The sequence below is a fragment of the Siccirubricoccus soli genome, assembly GCF_024178315.1.
In the GTDB taxonomy this organism is placed as follows: domain Bacteria; phylum Pseudomonadota; class Alphaproteobacteria; order Acetobacterales; family Acetobacteraceae; genus Siccirubricoccus; species Siccirubricoccus soli.
This window is the reverse complement of record NZ_JAMZIK010000168.1, coordinates 17,758-37,067: the sequence shown is the minus strand read 5'-3', so window position 1 is coordinate 37,067 and position 19,310 is coordinate 17,758. Positions and strand designations below refer to the sequence as shown.

The 19,310-nt window shown below is 71.6% G+C and carries 17 protein-coding genes; 15 read left to right on the top strand and 2 right to left on the bottom strand.

Annotated features, from left to right (window positions below):
- Positions 1-697: 697 nt before the first annotated feature.
- A complete protein-coding gene (locus tag NJ376_RS23420) occupies positions 698-1,297 on the bottom strand; it encodes a hypothetical protein (protein WP_252955703.1) in 600 nt (199 codons plus the stop codon).
- Positions 1,298-1,450: 153 nt separating this feature from the next.
- Between NJ376_RS23420 and NJ376_RS23415 the strand changes: the two genes are divergently transcribed.
- Complete coding sequence (locus tag NJ376_RS23415; RefSeq protein WP_252955702.1) at positions 1,451-2,107, top strand: SPOR domain-containing protein; 657 nt, start codon at positions 1,451-1,453, stop codon at positions 2,105-2,107.
- 375 nt (positions 2,108-2,482) lie between these two features.
- On the top strand, positions 2,483-3,172 hold the full coding sequence (locus NJ376_RS23410; protein WP_252955701.1) for a cysteine hydrolase family protein: 690 nt from the start codon (positions 2,483-2,485) through the stop codon (positions 3,170-3,172).
- A 256-nt stretch (positions 3,173-3,428) separates the two neighbouring features.
- Here the strand turns inward: NJ376_RS23410 and NJ376_RS23405 are convergent, their stop codons facing one another.
- Entirely contained in the window at positions 3,429-5,429 is a 2,001-nt protein-coding gene (locus NJ376_RS23405; RefSeq protein WP_252955700.1) for a M10 family metallopeptidase, read from the bottom strand.
- A gap of 332 nt (positions 5,430-5,761) precedes the next feature.
- Here NJ376_RS23405 and rpsB point away from each other — a divergent pair, with 332 nt between their 5' ends.
- The 13 genes from rpsB to lpxA all read left to right on the top strand — a co-directional run bounded on the left by rpsB (position 5,762) and on the right by lpxA (position 19,167).
- Positions 5,762-6,625: a 30S ribosomal protein S2 gene (rpsB, locus tag NJ376_RS23400; protein ID WP_252955699.1), complete on the top strand. Its 864-nt coding sequence runs from the start codon at positions 5,762-5,764 to the stop codon at positions 6,623-6,625.
- A 202-nt stretch (positions 6,626-6,827) separates the two neighbouring features.
- The gene (gene tsf / locus NJ376_RS23395) at positions 6,828-7,754 is read left to right on the top strand and encodes a translation elongation factor Ts (RefSeq protein WP_252955698.1); all 927 of its coding nucleotides are present in this window, start codon (positions 6,828-6,830) and stop codon (positions 7,752-7,754) included.
- A gap of 254 nt (positions 7,755-8,008) precedes the next feature.
- A complete protein-coding gene (pyrH, locus tag NJ376_RS23390) occupies positions 8,009-8,734 on the top strand; it encodes a UMP kinase (RefSeq protein ID WP_252955697.1) in 726 nt (241 codons plus the stop codon).
- Between the two features lie 101 nt (positions 8,735-8,835).
- On the top strand, positions 8,836-9,408 hold the full coding sequence (frr, locus tag NJ376_RS23385) for a ribosome recycling factor (RefSeq protein WP_252955696.1): 573 nt from the start codon (positions 8,836-8,838) through the stop codon (positions 9,406-9,408).
- Between the two features lie 5 nt (positions 9,409-9,413).
- Positions 9,414-10,175, top strand: a complete 762-nt coding sequence (gene uppS, locus NJ376_RS23380) for a polyprenyl diphosphate synthase (RefSeq protein ID WP_456309793.1) — start codon at positions 9,414-9,416, stop codon at positions 10,173-10,175.
- Complete coding sequence (locus NJ376_RS23375; RefSeq protein WP_252955695.1) at positions 10,159-11,085, top strand: phosphatidate cytidylyltransferase; 927 nt, start codon at positions 10,159-10,161, stop codon at positions 11,083-11,085. The genes uppS and NJ376_RS23375 overlap by 17 nt, the downstream gene beginning before the upstream one ends.
- The gene (gene dxr / locus NJ376_RS23370) at positions 11,082-12,248 is read left to right on the top strand and encodes a 1-deoxy-D-xylulose-5-phosphate reductoisomerase (protein WP_252955694.1); all 1,167 of its coding nucleotides are present in this window, start codon (positions 11,082-11,084) and stop codon (positions 12,246-12,248) included. The genes NJ376_RS23375 and dxr overlap by 4 nt, the downstream gene beginning before the upstream one ends.
- A gap of 153 nt (positions 12,249-12,401) precedes the next feature.
- Entirely contained in the window at positions 12,402-13,544 is a 1,143-nt protein-coding gene (gene rseP, locus NJ376_RS23365; RefSeq protein WP_252955693.1) for an RIP metalloprotease RseP, read from the top strand.
- 230 nt (positions 13,545-13,774) lie between these two features.
- Positions 13,775-15,997, top strand: a complete 2,223-nt coding sequence (bamA, locus tag NJ376_RS23360) for an outer membrane protein assembly factor BamA (protein ID WP_252955692.1) — start codon at positions 13,775-13,777, stop codon at positions 15,995-15,997.
- Positions 15,998-16,020: 23 nt separating this feature from the next.
- Positions 16,021-16,794 carry an OmpH family outer membrane protein gene (locus tag NJ376_RS23355; RefSeq protein WP_252955691.1) on the top strand — a complete coding sequence of 258 codons (774 nt, stop codon included), beginning with the start codon at positions 16,021-16,023 and terminating at the stop codon, positions 16,792-16,794.
- A 13-nt stretch (positions 16,795-16,807) separates the two neighbouring features.
- Positions 16,808-17,836, top strand: a complete 1,029-nt coding sequence (gene lpxD / locus NJ376_RS23350; RefSeq protein ID WP_370288570.1) for a UDP-3-O-(3-hydroxymyristoyl)glucosamine N-acyltransferase — start codon at positions 16,808-16,810, stop codon at positions 17,834-17,836.
- 1 nt (position 17,837) lies between these two features.
- Complete coding sequence (gene fabZ / locus NJ376_RS23345; protein WP_252955690.1) at positions 17,838-18,320, top strand: 3-hydroxyacyl-ACP dehydratase FabZ; 483 nt, start codon at positions 17,838-17,840, stop codon at positions 18,318-18,320.
- A 4-nt stretch (positions 18,321-18,324) separates the two neighbouring features.
- Positions 18,325-19,167, top strand: a complete 843-nt coding sequence (gene lpxA / locus NJ376_RS23340; protein ID WP_370288569.1) for an acyl-ACP--UDP-N-acetylglucosamine O-acyltransferase — start codon at positions 18,325-18,327, stop codon at positions 19,165-19,167.
- The last annotated feature ends 143 nt before the right edge of the window (positions 19,168-19,310 follow it).

Below are 19,310 nucleotides of genomic sequence, written 5' to 3'. Positions count from 1 at the left end.
AGCGGCGACGGCCGCAGGGTGTGCCGACCAATGGCGAGCTGATCGCGGCGCATACCGCGGGCGCGGCCATCGACCCGCAGCAATACGAGGCCGAGTACCAGGAGCGGCTGCGGACGCAGCTTTACTAGAGCATGCTGCGTTCGCTTGCGCTCACGCAGCATGCTCCAGGCCGTTGTTTTGCGAGCATCTTCACGCGTTCAGATGATTCCATCTGAACGCGATCTGCTCTAGAGCAGATCGCCGTAGGGCGGCATCGCCCGAAGGCGTGAATCTGCTCTGCAAACAAAAGCGTAGAGCGTTTTCGGTGAACGCATGTAAACCGAAAACGCTCTAGACGCCGCGCGCCCGCCGCGAGGGCGGGGCGGCGGGCCTGCCGGCAGCGGTAGTATGGCCCTCGGCCGCGCCTGCCACAGTTCGGCCGGACCTCCATGCGTCCGGCAGCAGGCGATCGCCTTCGCCGACCGGCCGCATCTCCGCCACGCGACATGCCTGACGGACGAAGCTGCCGCTTGCCAGTGGCGGCACCATCTCGCTGGCCGGCGGCGACGGTACGCTGCGCTGCTCGTCCTCGCTCGGCCCGGGACGCGCCTGACAGCGTCAGGCATGCGGATGCGAAGGGCAGGATCTCCGGCGCGGGTGCCGCCGTCCGGCGGCGTCAGGCGCCCCGGAGGCGAGCGTATCCCCACCGGATCCGGCCTCACTTCCCGCCACCGCGTTCCAGCACCTCCAGCCGCGGCCAGAGCCGCTTGAACAGCGCCTCCCGCCAGCGCTGCTCCTCCGGCGCGGCCGGCTGGTCCGGGTGCAGCTCCCGCGCCAGCAGACGCTTCAGCGCCTGGAAGCGGGCCTCCCCCTCCGGCGCCGCGCGCGCCTGGCGCTGAAGCGCTGCCAGCCTGCGCTCCGCCAGCGCCGCCCGCGCCTCCGCCGCCCGTGCCCGGATGCCGACCGCCATCGCCACCGCCTCCAGCTGCCGCAGCGCCGCCTCCAGCCGGGCCAGCGCGCCCGGCGCCGGCGCCGCCTCCGGCCGGGCTGGCATCTCCGCCGCTGCCTCCCGCACCGGCCACCAGCCATCCAGCCCGCGTGGGCCGATCCGCCCCTCCGCCAGCAGGCAGGAGAGGAAGACATCCGCCACCTCCGGCCCGATGCCCAGCCCGCGGGCCAGCTCCGCCAGGCGCACCCTCTCCCGCCCGGCGAGGAAGACCAGCGCCTCGGCATAGCGGGGCGGGCGCGGCGGCGGGGCGGGTGCGAGCATGGCGGCGGGATAGGGGGGACGCAGCCCGGCCACAAGCGGGTGCGGCATTAACCCGCAGGTGAGGCAGCGATGGAATGAATGCGCCCGATGCGCCGCGCCATGCGGGCCGGCGCGCCAGCCATGGCTGTCGAGACAGGATGTCCGGTAACCGATGCGCTCCCACACCCCCCGCCGCTCACCCCGCAGCCCGAGGTGACGGCCATGACCGCTGAACCCCTGCTGCCACAGCGCCGCCTGCTGCGGCTCCCCCTTCTCCTCGCGCTGAGCACCGGTGTCGCCGGCTGGTTCGGCGCCAGCCTGGCGCTGCGGCGTGCGCCCCCGGCGCCCTCTCCGACGTGCCTGGTGCGTGCCCAGGCGGAATGCCCGCCGCTGGAAGCCCGGCTGCGCTCGCCCGATGCCATGACGACGCTGGAGGCCGCGCTCGGCCAGCGGCCGGCGCCGCGGGCGGAGGCCGGCGTGTTCCTTGCCGGGCTGCTGGCCGGCACGCCCTCGGCGCTGGCCATGCCCGCCGCTGCCGCGCCCGGCCTCGCCCCGCCGCCCGCCTCCACCGGCGCTGCGCCCGGTAGCGATCCGGCCGCCGCCCGCCCCGGCGTCACCCTGCCCGGCGGCTACGCCCTCGATCTCGGCTATTTCCTGGTGCCCGAGCAGGCGGAGGCCTTCGCCGCCCGGCTCGCCCAGCGCGGCCTGCCGGTGCAGATGCTGCCCGTGCCGGATGCCAGCGGCGGGATCTGGACCCATATCCGCACCCCACCCTTCGCCGGCAGCGCCGAGGCGCTGGAAGGCGCCGACCGGATCGAGCGGGAATTCGGCCTCGCCGCCGCCCTGGTGCCGCCCGCCGTGGTCGGGGGACGGCCCTGAACCGCCGCGGCCTGCTGCTCCTCCCCGGCCGTGGCGGCCCTTTGCCCGAAGACGGTCGCGGTGCGCCACAGCGGCATCGCCGTGGTGCCGGATGCGAAAGGCAATGCGTCGGTCGCCTGCGATCTCATCCATGTCGCGGACCGGCACCGCTCGCCGGCGCTGTCGCCGCCCTGACCGCCGCCGAGCGGTTCGAGCGCTCATGCCGGCCGGCTTCTGCAGGACCCGGCATTCATCCGGGACTTCACGGCTTGTCTGGCTGGACGGCACGGGACCGCTGGCATGGCGTCCCGAGGGCCTTGCACGCCCTGTCGCAGCCGACGCCGTCCTTGGCATGGAGCATGCTTGGCCGCTGGCCTCTCGGTTCAGGAGACCGCCATGCCCCGCAGCGTCACCATCCCCGCCCGCCCCCAGCCCCTGACCGCGGTGCCGGAGGAGACGGCGCTGATCGTGGTGGACATGCAGAATGCCTATCTCTCGAAGGGCGGCTATCTCGACCTCTGCGGCTTCGACGTTTCCGGCAGCGGGCCAGTGATCGAGGAGACGGCACGGCTGATCGCCGATTGCCGCGCGGCGGGCATTCCCATCATCTATCTGCAGAACGGCTTCTCGCCGGATCTGCGGGAGGCGGGCGGGCCGGGCGCGCCGGTCTGGCACAAGTCGAACGCGCTGCAATTCATGCGCGCAAACGAGGCCTATGCCGGCAAGCTCATCACCCATGGCAGCTGGGATCATGAGATCGTGCCGGAGGTGGCGCCGGAGCCGGGCGACATCGTCGTCGCGAAGTCGCGCTATTCCGGCTTCGCCGGCACCAACCTGGAGCAGATCCTGCACGCGAAGCGCATCCGCAACCTGCTGCTCTGCGGCGTGGCGACGAATGTCTGCGTGGAGAGCACGCTGCGCGACGCCTACCATCGGGAATTCTTCCCGGTGATGGTGACGGACGCCACCGGACCCGCCGGCGGCCCGGCGCAGCAGGCGGCCACCGAGTTCAACGTGACGGCCTTCTTCGGCTGGCTGACGACGCGGGCGGAGCTGAAGGCGGCCTTGATGGGGAATGCGGGGTAGGGAGGGGCGCCGCCACATGCGCGCGGATCCACGCAGCCGGGCATGATTCCCCGGTTGGGATGCGTGTTGCGGCTTGGCGCGGCGGGGATTGGTCCAGCATGGTGCCGCGGGCAGCGGCTCTGGTGGCGACGGGCGTTCGCGGCACTGGTCTGGGTGCCAAGCTGCGGCGGGCGGAGGATCTGTTGCGTCTGGCGCCGGCCCTGCGGCCAGCGGCAGGGCTGGCACCCAACGGCGACGATCTCCCTGGCAATGACAGTCAGGCGATGACCACGAAATCCGCCGTGCTCACCGCGCCCAGCGGCGCGTACAGCGTCGCCAGCAGCACCGCCGCGCCGTTGCCGCCACCATCCGCGTCCCAGGAGAGGGTGGCGGAAGCGGTATCGAACAGGATCTGCCCCAGCGCGCCGGAAGCCGCGGCACCCGCCGCGATCACCAGCCTGCCCGCGAGGCTCATCCCCGCCGCCAGCCCGGCGAAGCCCGCGACGGAGAATTCGAAGCGGTCCTCCGCCGTGTTGAAATCCAGGATGAGATCCGCGCCCGCATCGGCGGCGGCGAAGCGGAAGGCGTCCTGCCCGGCGCCGCCAGCCAGGGTATCCAACCCGTCGCCGCCCAGCAGCGTGTCACTGCCCTCGCCACCCAGCAGCAGGTTGCCGCCGGCATTGCCGATGATGACGTTGTCCTGCGCATTGCCCGCGCCCAGCAGCCCGGCGCTGCCGGTCAGGACCAGATTCTCGAAATTCGCGCCGAGGGTCCAGCTCACCGCCGACCGCACCAGATCGGTGCCGGCATCGCTGCGCTCCACCAGCCTGTCGCCGCTGCTGTCCACGACATAGGTGTCGTCCCCGGCGCCGCCCGCCAGGGTGTCGTTGCCGCCACCGCCATCCAGCAGGTCGTTGCCGGCATTGCCGGCGATGCGGTTGCCCAGGGCATTGCCGATGCCCGACAGGTCGCCGGTGCCGGTGAGGGTCAGCGCCTCCACATGATCGGGCAGGGTGAAGCTGGCGCCCGATTGGATGGTGTCGCTGCCGCCATTCGCGGCCTCGGTGACCAGATCCTCGGCAGCGGTGACGAGGTAGAGATCGTCGCCCGGGCCGCCCAGCAGCAGGTCCGGACCCGCACCGCCATCCAGCGTGTCGTTGCCGGCGCCGCCATCCAGCGTGTCCGCGCCCGCGCCGCCCTCCAGCGTGTCGCTGCCGGCGAGCCCGGAGAGGCTGTCATTGCCCTCGCCGCCCCAAAGACGGTTGCCCAGCTCGTTGCCGCCGATCGTGTCGTTGCCGGCGCCACCGATCACGTCCTCGATCAGGGATCTGGTGTCGCCCTGGTGCAGCATGGCGTTGAAGACATTGCCGGCGGCCAGCTGGGCCTCGCCGAGCCGGGCCAGTTGCGCCGGGTCCAGCACCGACCAGCCGCCGGCGGCGAGGCTGACCTGGACGCCGTTGCCATAATTCGACAGGTCGAAGGTATCGTGCCCGCCGCCATCCCAGAGGGTGAGGAAGATGCGGTTGCCCCCGGGCATGCCCTGGCCGATGCCGTCGATGAACATCTCGCCGGTGGCGGGGCTCCAGCGATAGGTGTCGTCGCCGGCACGGGTGGCGTAGTTGGCGCCATACATCGCCTGCAGCGCGGCGATGTCGAGCATCATGTAGCTCTGCGGCGCGTCCCAGGGGCCGAAACTGTAGCTGGCCGGGCCGCCGATATAGGAACGGTAGGACATAACGGTGAATTCGAGGCCATCACGGTCCGCCGGCACGGCCAGGTTCGCGACCCCGCCCGTCTCCTGCGCATGCTTCAGGCCGAGGGCATGGCCGAGCTCGTGCAGGGTGGTGAGGTAGGCGTAGTTGCCGAGGAGAGGGTTGCGGTAGTCATAGACCGTGCCGAACCAGACATCGCCGCCAGTGCCGGGGCCCGGATAATAGCCGTAGGAGGTGGTCGGGGCATTGGACTGGGCCACCCGCAGATCGGCCGGCTCCGTCCCGGCCTCGGCGATCGGCAGGGCGGTGAGCTGCGCGACGCCAAGCCCCTGCAGCACCCGCGTGGCGGTGCCGGGGGTGCCGAGCAGGGCGGCGCGGACCACCGCCTGAGTGGCGGCGGAGACCGGGGCGAAGCCGTCGTGCGGCTCCGCGCCGGCATAGTCCGGCTCGTAATCGGCGATCGAATCGGGGAAGCCGAAGCTGAGATCCCCGCTCCACACCCGGCCGTAGAGCAGGCCGTCCAGCTCATCCTGGTGGGTGGCGCTGAGGCTTGTGGGCATCGCCATGGTTGTGCAGGTCCGGTCGCGAGGCCGGCACCCTAGGATTGGCGCCGGGAAATGGACATGAATTTGTGGCTTCGTCCCAACGTCAGAGACGAAGGGTTGAGGAAGCTCCCGCCAGGGCGCGCCCGGCGCGACGGCTTGCCCCGACCCGTCCCGCATGCCATATGGCGCCGGCCGGCGCGGAGTTGCTTCGCGGCGGCAAATCCGCACGCGGCGCGCCCTTCCACGCTCCGGCCAGGCACGTCCTGGCCTGGGGCGGCAGGGTCCGGTCCCGGGACCTCCCGGGCGAGCGCCGCGGAGGCTCAACCGGACTGTTTACGAAAGGAAGATCGCCGATGGCGATGCCCCAGGTTTCCCTGCGCCAGCTCCTCGAGGCCGGCGTGCATTTCGGCCACCATACGCGGCGCTGGAACCCGCGCATGGCGCCCTACATCTTCGGCGTCCGCAACCAGGTCCATATCCTCGACCTGCAGCAGACCGTCCCCCTGATGGAGCGCGCGCTGCGCGCGGTGCGGGACGTGGTCGCGGCGGGCGGCCGCGTGCTCTTCGTCGGCACCAAGAAGGCGGCGGCCGACTACGTGGCGGAGGCGGCGACCCGCTGCGGCCAGTACTACGTCAACCACCGCTGGCTCGGCGGCATGCTGACGAACTGGAAGACCATCACCGGCTCCATCAAGCGCCTGAAGCAGATGGAGGAGCAGCTCGGCGGCAACATCCAGGGTCTCACCAAGAAGGAGATCCTGATGCTGACGCGCGAGAAGGAGAAGCTCGACCGCGCCCTCGGCGGCATCAAGGAGATGGGCGGGCTGCCCGACATCATCTTCGTCATCGACGTGGTGAAGGAGAAGCTGGCGATCGAGGAGGCCAACAAGCTCGGCATCCCGGTCGTCGCGGTGGTGGACAGCAATGCGGATCCGCAGGGCGTCGCCTTCCCGATCCCCGGCAATGACGACGCGATCCGCGCCATCCACCTCTACTGCGACATGATCGCCGGCGCGGTGTTCGACGGCATCTCGGCCGAGCTGCAGGCCTCCGGCGTCGATCTCGGCGCCGCGGCGGACCTGCCGACGGATGAGCTGCTGGACGAGCCGGTGCTGGAGGAGGCGCAGTCCAGCCCGACCTCCGGCCTCGACACCGAGAGCCTGGAGACGCTGGTCCAGGCCAGCCAGGATGACGGCAACCAGGCCGGCAAGGTCTGAGCCACCGGCGCCGCGCCGCGGCGCCGCTGCAGGCGTGTGATCGCCCGGGGCGGCCTCTGCCGAGGGCGGGAAACACGCGACCGGATGAAGGGTTGGGGGCATAGTAGGCGGGCGGGGCTCGCCCGCCATGTTCCGGAGAGACGAGGCCCGCGGCCCTGGGGCGCGCGGGCCGCACCGCATTAGGCGAGACGGGAGACAACCGATGGCCGAGATCACCGCCGCATTGGTCCGCGACCTGCGCGACAAGACCGGCGCCGGCATGATGGACTGCAAGAAGGCGCTGGTGGAGTCGGGCGGCGACATGGAGGCCGCGATCGACTGGCTGCGCAAGAAGGGCCTCTCGGCCGCCGCCAAGAAGTCCGGCCGCGTTGCCGCGGAAGGGCTGGTGGGCGTCGCCTCCGGCCCCAACGTCGCCGGCATGGTCGAGGTGAATGCCGAGACCGACTTCGTCGCGCGCAACGACCAGTTCCAGAATTTCGTCGCGGAAGTGGCGGGCCTCGTGCTCTCCGTCGGGGACGATGTGGAGAAGCTGAAGGCGGCGACCTATCCCGGCACCGGCCACAGCGTGGCCGAGGAGCTGACCCGCCTCATCGCCACCATCGGCGAGAACATGACCATCCGCCGCGCCAAGCGGCTGGAGGTGAACGAGGGCGTGGTGGCGACCTACACCCACAACGCCATCCGCCCCGGCCTCGGCAAGATCGGCGTGCTGGTCGCGCTCGAGGGCAAATCGGAGATCGAGGCGCTGGAGCAGCTCGGCCGGCAGATCGGCATGCATGTGGCGGCCGCCCGGCCGGAGGCGCTCGATGTCTCCGCGGTCGACCCCTCGGCGCTGGAGCGGGAGAAGGCCGTGCTCTCCGAGCAGGCCCGCGCCTCCGGCAAGCCGGAAGCCATCATCGAGAAGATGGTCGAGGGCCGGATCCGCAAGTACTACGAGGAAGTGGTGCTGCTGGAGCAGGTCTGGGTGCATGACGGCGAGAGCCGGGTGAAGGCCATCGTCAAGAAGGCCGGCGGCAACCTGACCGGCTTCGCCCGCTTCCAGCTCGGCGAGGGCATCGAGAAGCCGGTGGGCCCGGACTTCGCCTCCGAGGTGGCCGCCACGGCGGGGCTCGGCGGGCCGAAGGCCTGAGGCCACGCGGCCGGGCGCCCCGCCGGGCGCCTGCCCGAGGGGTGCCCCGAGGCGCCCTGGCCCTGGCCGGGACGCGCCGGGGGCGCCACGCTGCCCCGGCCGTGCCATGATGCGGCCGGATCCTTGCCATCGACCGGCGGCAGAAGCGGCCGGTCGCCCTTGCCTGTCTGGTTCGCCACCCCCTTGTGACCGCAGCCTGCTTGCGGCACCTGGGGGTGGAAACTATGGTTCCCCGCCCCCGTCACGGTCGCATAATGAGCCAATCACCTCGATACCAGCGTGTCATGCTCAAGGTGTCCGGTGAGGCACTGATGGGCGATCGCGATTACGGCCTCGACACCGCCACCTGCCGCCGCATCGCGGAGGATGTGAAGGGCGTGACCGAGCTCGGCGTGCAGGTCTGCATGGTGATCGGCGGCGGGAACATCTTCCGCGGCATCGCTGGCGCCGCCGCCGGCATGGAGCGTGCCCAGGCCGATTACATGGGCATGCTGGCCACCGTGATGAACGCGCTCGGCATGCAGTCCGCCCTGGAGAAGGCCGGGCTGCCCACCCGCGTGCAGAGCGCGATCCCCATGGCCTCGCTCTGCGAGCCCTATATCCGCCGCCGGGCGATCCGGCACATGGAGAAGGGCAGGGTGGTGATCTTCGCCGCCGGCACGGGCAACCCCTTCTTCACCACCGACACCGCCGCCGCCCTTCGCGCCGCGGAGATGGGCTGCGACGCCCTGCTGAAGGGCACCCAGGTGGATGGCGTCTATGCCGCCGACCCGCGCAAGAACCCGCAGGCCGAGCGCTACGTGACGCTGACCTATCTGGATATGCTCTCGCGCGACCTGGCGGTGATGGATGCCGCGGCCATCAGCTTGGCGCGGGAGAACAAGCTGCCGATCATCGTCTTCAACATCCACGAGCCAGGCGCCTTTACCGCGGTGATGCAGGGCGAGGGGCGCTTCACCACCGTGGTGGAGAGCCAGTAGGCCACGGCGCCGGGGATGGACCAGGCCGCCGCATCCGGCCCGGCCCCCGTGGGGCGGGGTGGCTGGGTCGGGCGGTGCCATAGAACAGGGGAAGAAGGGCCATGCCGGCCGACCTGAAAAGCCTGAAGCAGGACCTGACGCGCCGCATGGACGGCGCGCTGGAGACGCTGAGGAAGGAATTCGCCGGGCTGCGCACCGGGCGTGCCAGCCCCGCCTTGCTGGAGCCGATCCGCGTCGAGGCCTATGGCACGGAGCAGCCGCTGAACCAGGTGGCGAACATCTCCGTCGCCGGCCCCGGCCTGCTCTCCGTCCAGGTCTGGGACCGGGCGGTGGCGAAGGCGGTGGAGATCGCCATCCGTGATGCGGGGCTCGGCCTGAACCCGCAGGCGGAAGGCCAGGTGATCCGCGTCCCCCTGCCGCCGCTGACCACCGAGCGCCGGAACGAGCTGGCGAAGATGGCCTCCAAATACGCCGAGGGCAGCAAGGTCGCCATCCGCGGCGTCCGCCGCGACGGCATGGAGCAGGTGAAAGCCGCCGAGAAGGACAAGAAGGCCCCGATCAGCCAGGATGAGGCGAAGGACTGGTCCGACGAGGTCCAGAAGCTGACCGACCACTACATCAAGCTGGTCGATCAGATGCTGGCCGAGAAGGAAAAGGACATCCGGCAGGTCTGAACCCGGTGTCCGGCGCCCCCAAGCTCGAACTGACGCAACCCGGGCCGGCCGCGGGCCGCAATGGCTGCGTGCCGCGCCATGTCGCCATCATCATGGACGGCAACCGCCGATGGGCGGAGGCGCGCGGCCTGCCCGTCCCGCTCGGCCACAAGGCGGGGGCGGAGGCGGCGCGCCGCACCACCGAGGCCTGCGTGAAGGAGGGGGTGGAATGGCTCACCCTCTTCGCCTTCTCCTCCGAGAATTGGCTGCGCCCGGTGGAGGAGGTGGTGGCGCTGACCGGCCTGCTGCGCCTCTATCTCCGCTCCGAAGTGGCGAACCTGGTGAAGGAGGGGGTGCGGCTGCATGTCATCGGCGACCGCGCCCGCTTCGGCGAGGAGACGATGCGGGAGATCGCCCGGGCCGAGGCGGCCACCGCCGGCGGCACGCGGCTGAACCTGACCGTCGCCCTCTCCTATGGCGGGCGGTCGGAGATCCTGGCCGCCGCCAAGGCGGTGGCGCAGGCGGCGCAGGAGGGGCGGCTGGACCCCGCCACCCTGGACGAGGCCGGTTTCGCCCGTCACCTCTACACCGAGGGCATGCCCGACCCCGACCTGATCATCCGCACCTCGGGGGAGCAGCGGCTTTCGAACTTCCTGCTCTGGCAGGCGGCCTATGCGGAGTTCGTCTTCCAGGACGTGCTCTGGCCGGATTTCGGGGCGGAGCACCTGGCCGCGGCGATCCGCGACTTCGGCCGGCGGGAACGGCGTTACGGTGCCCGGACCGGCTAGCCCTGCCACCGCCCCGGTGCCGCCGGGGGATCCGCTGCCGCCGCCCGCCAGCCGCCCAGCCTCCCGCTGGCCGGATCTGCGCAAGCGCGTCCTCTCGGCGGCGCTGCTGCTGCCGGCCGCCATCCTCTGCATCTGGCTGGGGGCGGAGGCCTGGACGGCGCTGATGGCCGCCGCCGCCACGCTGATGGCCTGGGAGTGGGTGCGGCTCTGCGGCTTCTCCACCCGCCGCCTGCCGGGCATGGCGGTGCCGCTGCTGGTGCTGGCCGCCGGGGTGCTGGCGGTGGGGGGCGCCTGGGGCGCGGGGCTCGCCCTGCTGCCGGCGGGCTTCCTGGCGCTCTGGGCCGGACAGCGGGCGAGGGCAGGGGCCGGGGCGCCGGCGGCGGCACGGGCGCAATCCGCCTTCTGGCTGGCCTTCGGCGTGCTCTATATCGGCCTGGCGGGCCTCGCCCTCATTCACCTCCGGGGCGATGCTGCGGCCGGGCTGCGCAACGTGCTTTTCCTGTTTTTCGTGGTCTGGGCCAGCGATATCGGCGCCTACCTCGCCGGGCGGCGCTTCGGCGGGCCGAAGCTCGCCGTGGCCATCTCCCCCAACAAGACCTGGTCCGGGGCGGCGGGGGGGCTCGTCTCAGCCATGGCGGTCGGCCTCGCGGCGGCGTATGTCATGGAACCCACCGCCCTGGCCCCGCCCGTTCTCCGGGTGGCGCTGGTGGCGGCGGTGCTCGGCCTGCTGGCGCAGGCGGGCGATCTGTTTGAAAGCTGGATCAAGCGGCGCTTCCACGTGAAGGACACTTCCGCCCTCATTCCCGGCCATGGCGGACTTCTCGACAGGCTGGACGGGGTGCTTTCGGCGGCGCCGGCGGCGGCGTTGCTAGGCGTGCTGCTCGGCCCCGGGGAATCGCTCTGGACATGACCCGCCGTCTTACCGTTCTCGGCAGCACCGGCTCCGTCGGCCGCTCCACCCTGGCCCTGGTCGAGGCCGCCCCTCCGGGGGAATTCGCCATCGAGGCGCTGGTGGCGGGGCGGGACGTCCAGGCGCTCGCCGCCCAGGCCCGCGCCTTCCGCCCGCGCCTTGCCGTGGTGGCCGACCCCGCCGGCCTCTCCGCCCTGCGGGAGGCCCTGGCCGGCACCGGCATCGAGACCGCCGCCGGCCCGGAGGCGGTGGTGGAAGCCGCCGCCCGGCCCGCCGACTGGACCATGGCGGCCATCGTCGGCGCCGCCGGGCTGCGCTCCTCCCTCGCCGCCCTGGCGCGGGGCGGGACGCTGGCCATTGCCAACAAGGAGAGCCTGGTCTGCGCCGGGGAGATCGTGCTGGCCGCCGCCGCCCGTTCCGGCGCGACCCTGCTGCCCGTCGATTCCGAACACAACGCCATTTTCCAGGCGCTCGATGCCCGCGACCCGGCGGCCATCGAGAAGATCGTGCTGACCGCCTCGGGCGGGCCCTTCCGCACCGCGGACCTCGCCGCCATGCGGGCGGCGACGCCGGAGCAGGCGGTGCGCCACCCGGTCTGGTCCATGGGCGCCAAGATCAGCGTCGATTCCGCCACCATGTTCAACAAGGGGCTGGAGCTGATCGAGGCCGCCCGCCTGTTCCCCGTGCCGGAAGCCCGGATCGAGGTGCTGATCCACCCGCAATCCACGGTGCATGGGCTGGTGCAGTACGCGGACGGTTCCGTCCTCGCCCAGCTCGGCACGCCGGACATGCGGACGCCGATCGCCCATTGCTTGGCCTGGCCGCGCCGCATGCCGGTGGACCTGCCGCGGCTCGACCTCGCTGCCCTCGGGCGGCTGGAATTCAGCGCGCCCGATCCGGTGCGCTTCCCGGCGCTCCGCCTCTGCCGGGACGCGCTGCGGGCTGGCGGCGGCGTGCCGGCGGTGCTGAACGCGGCGAATGAGGTGGCGGTCGCCCTCTTCCTCGACCGCCGCCTCGGCTTCCTCGACATCGCGGCGGTGGTGGAGGAGACACTGGCCGAGCTCGGCCCCGTCGCCGCCTCGGGCCTCGATGCGGTGCTGGCGCTGGATGCCGAGGCGCGGGCGGCGGCCGCCCGCATCGCGGCGCAGCGCAGCGCCGCCTGAAACGGCGGCGCCTCCGCCCCATCTCTGGCGAAGGCGTGCCGCTGCCTGCCCTCGCCGGGAGACCTGCCGGCAGGATAAGGAATCGGCAGGCCATCATGATTACGGCCATGGCCGGGCGGGCACCGCGCCGCCCCGGACATGGCCCTGGAAAGGATGACCGCCTTGGAGCTCATCGGCGCCTATTGGAACCTGCTCCCCTCCCTGCCGCGGACCTTGATCGCCTTCGCGATCGTCCTCGGCGTGCTGGTCTTCATCCATGAGCTGGGCCACTACCTCGCCGCCCGCTGGCGGGGGGTGCATGTGGATGCCTTCTCCATCGGCTTCGGCCAGCCCATCTGGCGCCGGACCGACCGGCATGGCACGGAATGGCGCCTCTCCTGGATCCCGCTCGGCGGCTATGTGAAGCTGCACGGCCAGGAAACGCCTGAGGATGCGACGCCCGAGCAGCGCGCCGCCTGGATGCCAGGCCGCACCTTCCATGAGAAATCCGTGGGCAGCCGCGCCATCATCGTCGCCGCCGGGCCGGTGGCGAATTTCCTGCTGGCCATCCTGCTCTTCGCCGGGCTCTTCGCCACCATCGGCAAGCCGGTCAGCGACCCGCGGGAGCAGACGGTGATCGGCCGCGTCACCCCCGATTCCCCGGCCGAGCGCGCCGGGCTGCACGCCGGCGACCGCATCCTGGCGCTGGACGGGGAGGCGGTGGTGCGGTTCGAGGACATCCAGCACCACATCCAGCCTCGGGCGGGGCAGGAGGTGGAGCTGCGCCTCTCCCGCGACGGCGCCGAGACGGTGGTGCGGGCGGTGCCGGAGCTCGGCCCCGCCGGCCATGGCATCCTCGGCATCCAGGGCGGCGCCACGCGGTTCGAGCGGCTGGGCCTGGGCAGCGCCCTGGTCGCCGGGGCGGAGCAGACGGCGAGCGTCACCTGGCAGAGCCTGGTCGGGCTCGGCGAGATCATCACCGGCCAGCGCAGCGCCAAGGAGCTGGGCGGCCCGATTCGCATCGCCGAGATCTCCGGCGAGGCCGCCTCGCTGGGCCTGACGCCGCTGGTGAACCTGATGGCCCTGCTCTCGGTCAGCCTCGGCCTGCTGAATCTCTTCCCCATCCCGATGCTGGATGGCGGGCACCTGGCCTTCTATGCGGCAGAGGCGATCCGCGGCCGGCCGCTGCCCCCGAAGGCCCAGGAATACGGCTTCCGGGCTGGCTTTGCGCTGATCGTGACACTGTTTCTGTTCGCGTCATGGAACGACATTGTGCACGGCGCCATCGGCAAGTGGGTGGCCGCGCTGGTCGGCTGAGCGCAGCCGCCCGCGCCGCGTGAGGGCTTCGTCACATGGCGCGGGGTGGCGGGAGGCCGGGGGTTGCGGCTATTGTCCGGCCGCCCGCGAACCCGAGAAGGCCACGGCACACCTTGTCTCCGATCCCACGCCTCCTGCCGCTTGCCGTCGCCACCCTGGCGTCGGGCCTGCTCCTTCCCACCGCGGCCGATGCGCAGCCGCGCCCGCGCACGGTCCCCAGGGCGGCCCAGGTGCCGCCCGCCCAGGGCGGCGTCGTCCGCGCCATCGAGGTCCGCGGCAACCAGCGGATCGAGGCGGACACCATCCGCTCCTACATGGTGCTGCAACCGGGCGACGCCTTCGACCCGGACCGGCTGGACCGCAGCCTGAAGGCGCTCTTCGCCACCGGCCTGTTCCGCGACGTGCAGGTGCGGCGGGAGGGCAACGACATCCTGGTGGAGGTCGCCGAGAACCCCATCGTCAACCGCGTGGCCTTCGAGGGGAACCGCAAGATCTCCGACGACGTGCTGCGCAACGAGGTGCAGATGCGCGGCCGCGCCGTCTTCACCTCTCAGGCGGTGCAGTCCGACCGGCAGCGGATCCAGGAGCTCTATGCCCGCCGCGGCCGCTTCGCCGCGACCATCGAGCCGAAGATCATCGAGCTCGACCAGAACCGCGTCGACGTGGTGTATGAGATCCAGGAAGGCGATGCGGCGCTCGTCGCCCGCATCAACTTCGTCGGCAACCGCGCCTACAGCGACAGCCGGCTGAAGGAGGTCGTCTCCACCAAGGAGCAGGCTTGGTACCGCTTCCTCTCCACCTCCGACCAGTTCGACCCGGAGCGGCTGGCCTTCGACCGCGAGCTGCTGCGCCGCTACTACCTGCGCAACGGCTATGCCGACGTCCAGATCACCAACTCCACCGCGGAGCTGGCGCCGGACCGCAGCGGCTTCTTCATCACCTTCACCATCGATGAGGGGGTGCGCTACCGCGTCGGCTCGGTCGAGGTGTCCTCCAACATCCGCAACCTTGACGCGGCGCCGCTGCGCCGGCTGCTCGAGGTCGAGACCGGCGACTGGTACGATGGCGACCAGGTGGAGCGCGCGGCGCAGACGCTGCAGGACGCCGCCAACCTGCGCGGGTTCCCCTTCGTCGATGTCCAGCCGCGCATCCAGCGCGACGCGGCGGCCCGCAGCGTGCAGCTCACCTTCGAGGTGAACGAGGCGCCGCGGGTCTATGTCGAGCGCATCGACATCGCCGGCAACACCCGCACCCAGGACCGCGTGCTGCGCCGCGAATTCCGCCTGGCGGAAGGCGATGCCTTCAACGCCGCGCAGATCCGCCGCAGCCGGCAGCGGCTGCGCGACCTCGGCTACTTCCAGGACGTGCAGATCACCTCCCAGCCTGGCTCGGCGCCGGACCGGGCGATCCTGCACACCCAGGTGCAGGAACGGGCGACCGGCGAGGTCTCGCTCGGCGGCGGCTACTCCACCGATGCCGGCGCGCTGGCGGATATCGGGTTGCGGGAGCGCAACCTGCTCGGCACCGGCATCGATGCCCGCGTCAACGGCACCCTGGCGCAGCGCCGCAGCCAGATCGACCTCTCGGTCACCGACCCCTACTTCCTCGACCGCAACCTCGCGGCGGGCGTCGACCTCTTCTACCTGCAGCGCAACCTGCTCAACATCGCCAGCTACCGGGAGCGGCGGGCGGGCTTCGCGCTGCGCGCGGGCTACGCCTTCAACGAGCGGCTGCGGCAGTCCTGGACCTATACGCTGACGCAGCGGGAGGTCTACGACATCTCGCAGACCGCCTCCCGCTACATCCTGGAGCAGCGCGGCTCCACCCTGCTCTCGCAGATCGGCCAGACCCTCACCTACGATTTCCGCGATTCGGTGATCGACCCGCGGCGCGGCGGCGTGCTGCGGCTGGGAACGGATTTCGCCGGCCTCGGCGGCGACGTCGCCTATCTGCGCACCCGGCTGGACGGCAGCTACTTCATCCCCTTCGAGCGGATGCTGGGCGACCCGGACTACGTCCTCTCCATCTCGGCCAGCGTCGGCTACCTCGCCACGGCCTTCGGCAAGAAGGACCGGATCATCGACCGCTTCTTCCTCGGCGGCGAGAACCTCCGCGGCTTCCGCATCGCCGGCGCCGGGCCGCGCGACGTCACCACGAGCGACAGCCTGGGCGGCCGCTTCCTCTGGACCCAGAGCACGGAAATGCGCTTCCCGCTGCCGCTTCCCGCGGAACTCGGGCTCATCGGGCGCGCCTTTGTCGATGTCGGCGCGCTCAGCCAGTCGGCCAGCGGCCCGGAGGTGCGGGACGACAGCACGCCGCGCGTCGGCGCCGGGGTCGGCATCTCCTGGCGCAGCCCCTTCGGCCTGATCAACATCGACCTCGCCCAGGCGGTGGTGAAGAAGTCCTACGACGAGACGCAGGTCTTCCGCTTCGGCTTCGGCACCCGCTTCTGATGAGCTTCGGGATTCCCTCGCATATGCCAGTCCACCGCACCGCAGCCCGCCTTCTCCTTGCCGCCGGCCTCGCCGCCGCCGCGGCGCTGCCGGCCGTGGCGCAGCAGGGCCAGGGCCAGGAATGGTTCGTGCCCGGCCAGGGCGGCAACCAGAGCCGGCCGACCCAGGCCCCGGCGCAGCGCCCGGCGCAACGCCCGGCTCAGGCCCAGCGCCCGCCGGCCGCCCTGCCGCCCGGCCAGCAGCCGCCCACGGCCGTCATCGGCATCGTCGACGTGCCGGAGATCCAGCGCGTCTCCACCGCCTTCAACCAGGTGCGGGAGGAGATCGAGAAGCGGCGGGAGAAGCTGAACGGCGACCTGCAGCGAGAGCAGGCCCGCTGGCGGGACGAGCAGACGGCGCTCGCCAACCAGCGCGCCAGCCTGCCGCCGGACCAGCTTCGCCAGCGGGAGCGTGACCTGCAGGACCGCATCACCGACAGCCAGCGCGTCTTCCGCGAGCGCAGCCGGGCCATCGAGCAGGTGGCGCAGCAGGCGCTGGTGGAGATCGAGCAGGGCCTCGGCCAGGTCATCCGCCAGGTGGCGGCCAGCCGCCATGTGAATATGGTATTGCCGCGGCCGCTGGTGATCTTCAACGACCCTGCCTTCGACCTGACGGAGGAGGTGTCGACGAAGTTCAACCAGACGCTGCGCAGCGTCACCCTGCCGCCGGAATCGGCCAGCGGCGAGGCGACGCCCCAGGCCTCCTCCGCGCCGCCGGCGCGCCCGGCGGCGCCGGCGCCGGCCGCGCCGCGGCGTTGAGCGGGGGGGGCGCGTGGCCGCCGATCCCCGTTTCTTTCCCGGCGCCGGGCCACAGCGCCTGGCGGCGATCGCCGCCGCGGCGGGCGGCCGGTGCGAGGGCGATGGCGAGCGCCTTTTCATTGGCGTCGGCCCGTTGCAGACGGCCGGGCCGGAGGAGGTGAGCTTCCTCGACAATCGCCGCTACCTGCCGCAGCTCCGGGAGACCCGGGCCGGCGCGGTGGTAATGGCCCAGGGCTTGGCTGACCAGGTGCCGGAGGGGACGGTCGCGATCGTCGTCCCCGCCCCCTATCTCGGCTTCGCCCGGGTGGCCGCGCTGTTCCACCCGGCCCCCGCCGCCACGCCGGGCATCCACCCGACGGCGGTGATCGGGCCGGGCGCCACCGTCTCGCCGGAGGCGGAGATCGGCCCCTATGCGGTGATCGGCGCCGGCGCCGAGATCGGCCCGGGCTGCATCATCGGCCCGCATGCCGCCATCGGTGCCGGCTGCGTGCTCGGCCCGCGCTGCCGCATCCATGCCCATGCCAGCCTCTCCCACGCCATCCTCGGGGAAGGGGTGGTGCTGCATCCCGGCGCCCGGGTGGGGCAGGAGGGGTTCGGCTTCGCCCCCACGCCCGATGGCCGGTTCGAGACCATGCCGCAGCTCGGCCGGGTGATCCTTGGCGATCATGTCGAGATCGGCGCCAATGCCTGCGTCGATCGCGGCAGCCAGGGGGATACCGTGCTCGGCGCGGGTACGCGCCTCGACAACCTGGTGCAGATCGGGCACAACGTGCGCACCGGACGGGGCTGCATCGTCGTCGGGCAGGCGGGGATTTCCGGCTCGACGGTGCTTGGCGACTACGTTCAGGTCGCGGCACAGGCGGGCCTCACCGGGCATCTGCAGATCGGCACGCAGGCGCGCATCGGGGCCCAGGCCGGGGTGATGAACGATGTCGCAGCGAAATCCGACGTGATCGGCAGCCCGGCCATGCCGGTGCGCGAGTTCTGGCGCATGACGGCGCGCATGAAGCGCCTCGGCGAGAAGCAGGGAAAGACCGAGTAAGATGGACGCAGAGACGGCGGCGGGGGCCGCCACCTCCGAGGCGGTGGAGGCCTTCGACATCGCGCAGATCATGCGCGCCATCCCCCATCGCTACCCGATGCTGCTGGTGGACCGCGTGGTCGAGGTGCGGAAGAACGTCTCCGCCGTCGGCATCAAGAACGTCACCATCAACGAGAACTACTTCCAGGGCCATTTCCCGGAACATCCGGTGATGCCCGGCGTGCTGATCATCGAGAGCATGGCGCAGACCGCCGCCGTGCTGGTGGTGGAGACGCTGGGGCCGGAGGCGCGCGGCAAGCTGGTCTATTTCATGACCGTGGAGAACGCGAAGTTCCGCAAGCCGGTGGTGCCGGGCGACCAGATGCGCGTGCATGTCGTGAAGGAGCGGCAGCGCGGCAATATCTGGAAATTCCAGGCCGAGGCGAAGGTGGACGGCAAGGTGGTGGCTGAGGCGAATTACGCCGCGATGATCCTGGACCGCTGAGCGCGTGGCCACCATTCATCCGAACGCCATGGTGGCACCCGGCGCCGTCCTCGGCGCCGGTGTCGTCATTGGCCCCTTCTGCACCGTCGGTCCGGAAGCGGTGCTGGAGGACGGGGTCGAGCTTTCCTCCCATATCGTCGTCGAAGGGGCGACGCGGATCGGCGCGGGCACCAGGGTGCTGCCCTTCGCCAGCATCGGCACGCCGCCCCAGGACCTGAAGTACAAGGGGGAGAAGACGCGCTGCGAGGTCGGGCCGAAATGCCTGGTCCGCGAGGGCGTCACCATCCACCGCGCTTCGGTCGGCGGCGGCGGCGTCACCCGCGTCGGCGGCGGCTGCATGCTGATGGCGCAGGCGCATGTGGCGCATGACTGCCTGCTGGGCGATGGGGTGATCCTCGCCAACAACGTCATGCTGGGCGGGCATGTGCAGGTGGGGGACGGCGCCTTCATCGGCGGCGGCGCGGCGGTGCACCAGACGGTGCGGATCGGCAGGCTGGCCATGGTCTCGGGCCTCGCCGGCGTCACCAACGACATCCCGCCCTTCGGCTATGTCTTCGGCCTGCCGGCCCGGCTCGTCGGCTTCAACAAGGTGGGGCTGCTGCGCCGCGGCGCCTCGCGGGACCAGCTCCGCACCCTGCGGCTGGCCAACAACCTGCTGTTCAAGGATTCGGGCGAGTTCGCCGCCAGGCTGCAGCAGGCCGCGGAGCGCTGGCCGGATGAGGCGCTGGTGCAGGAGATCATCGCCTTCGTCCGCGACCCGACGCGGCGGCGCCAGCTGGTGCGGCCCGGCCGCATGGCGGCACCGGAGCTGGGCGGGGTGGATGAGGAGAATGGCGAGGGCCAGTGAGCCGTATCGAGAGGGGCCTCGCGTCGCAGGGCGCGCCTTGCGGCGCGACCTCTCTCGAGCTCACGCCCGCGAGGATGAGGGCGTCGGTTTGAACGGCAAACTCACGGTTTCCAAAGGCCTTTCGGCCTTTGGCAGGGAGAGCT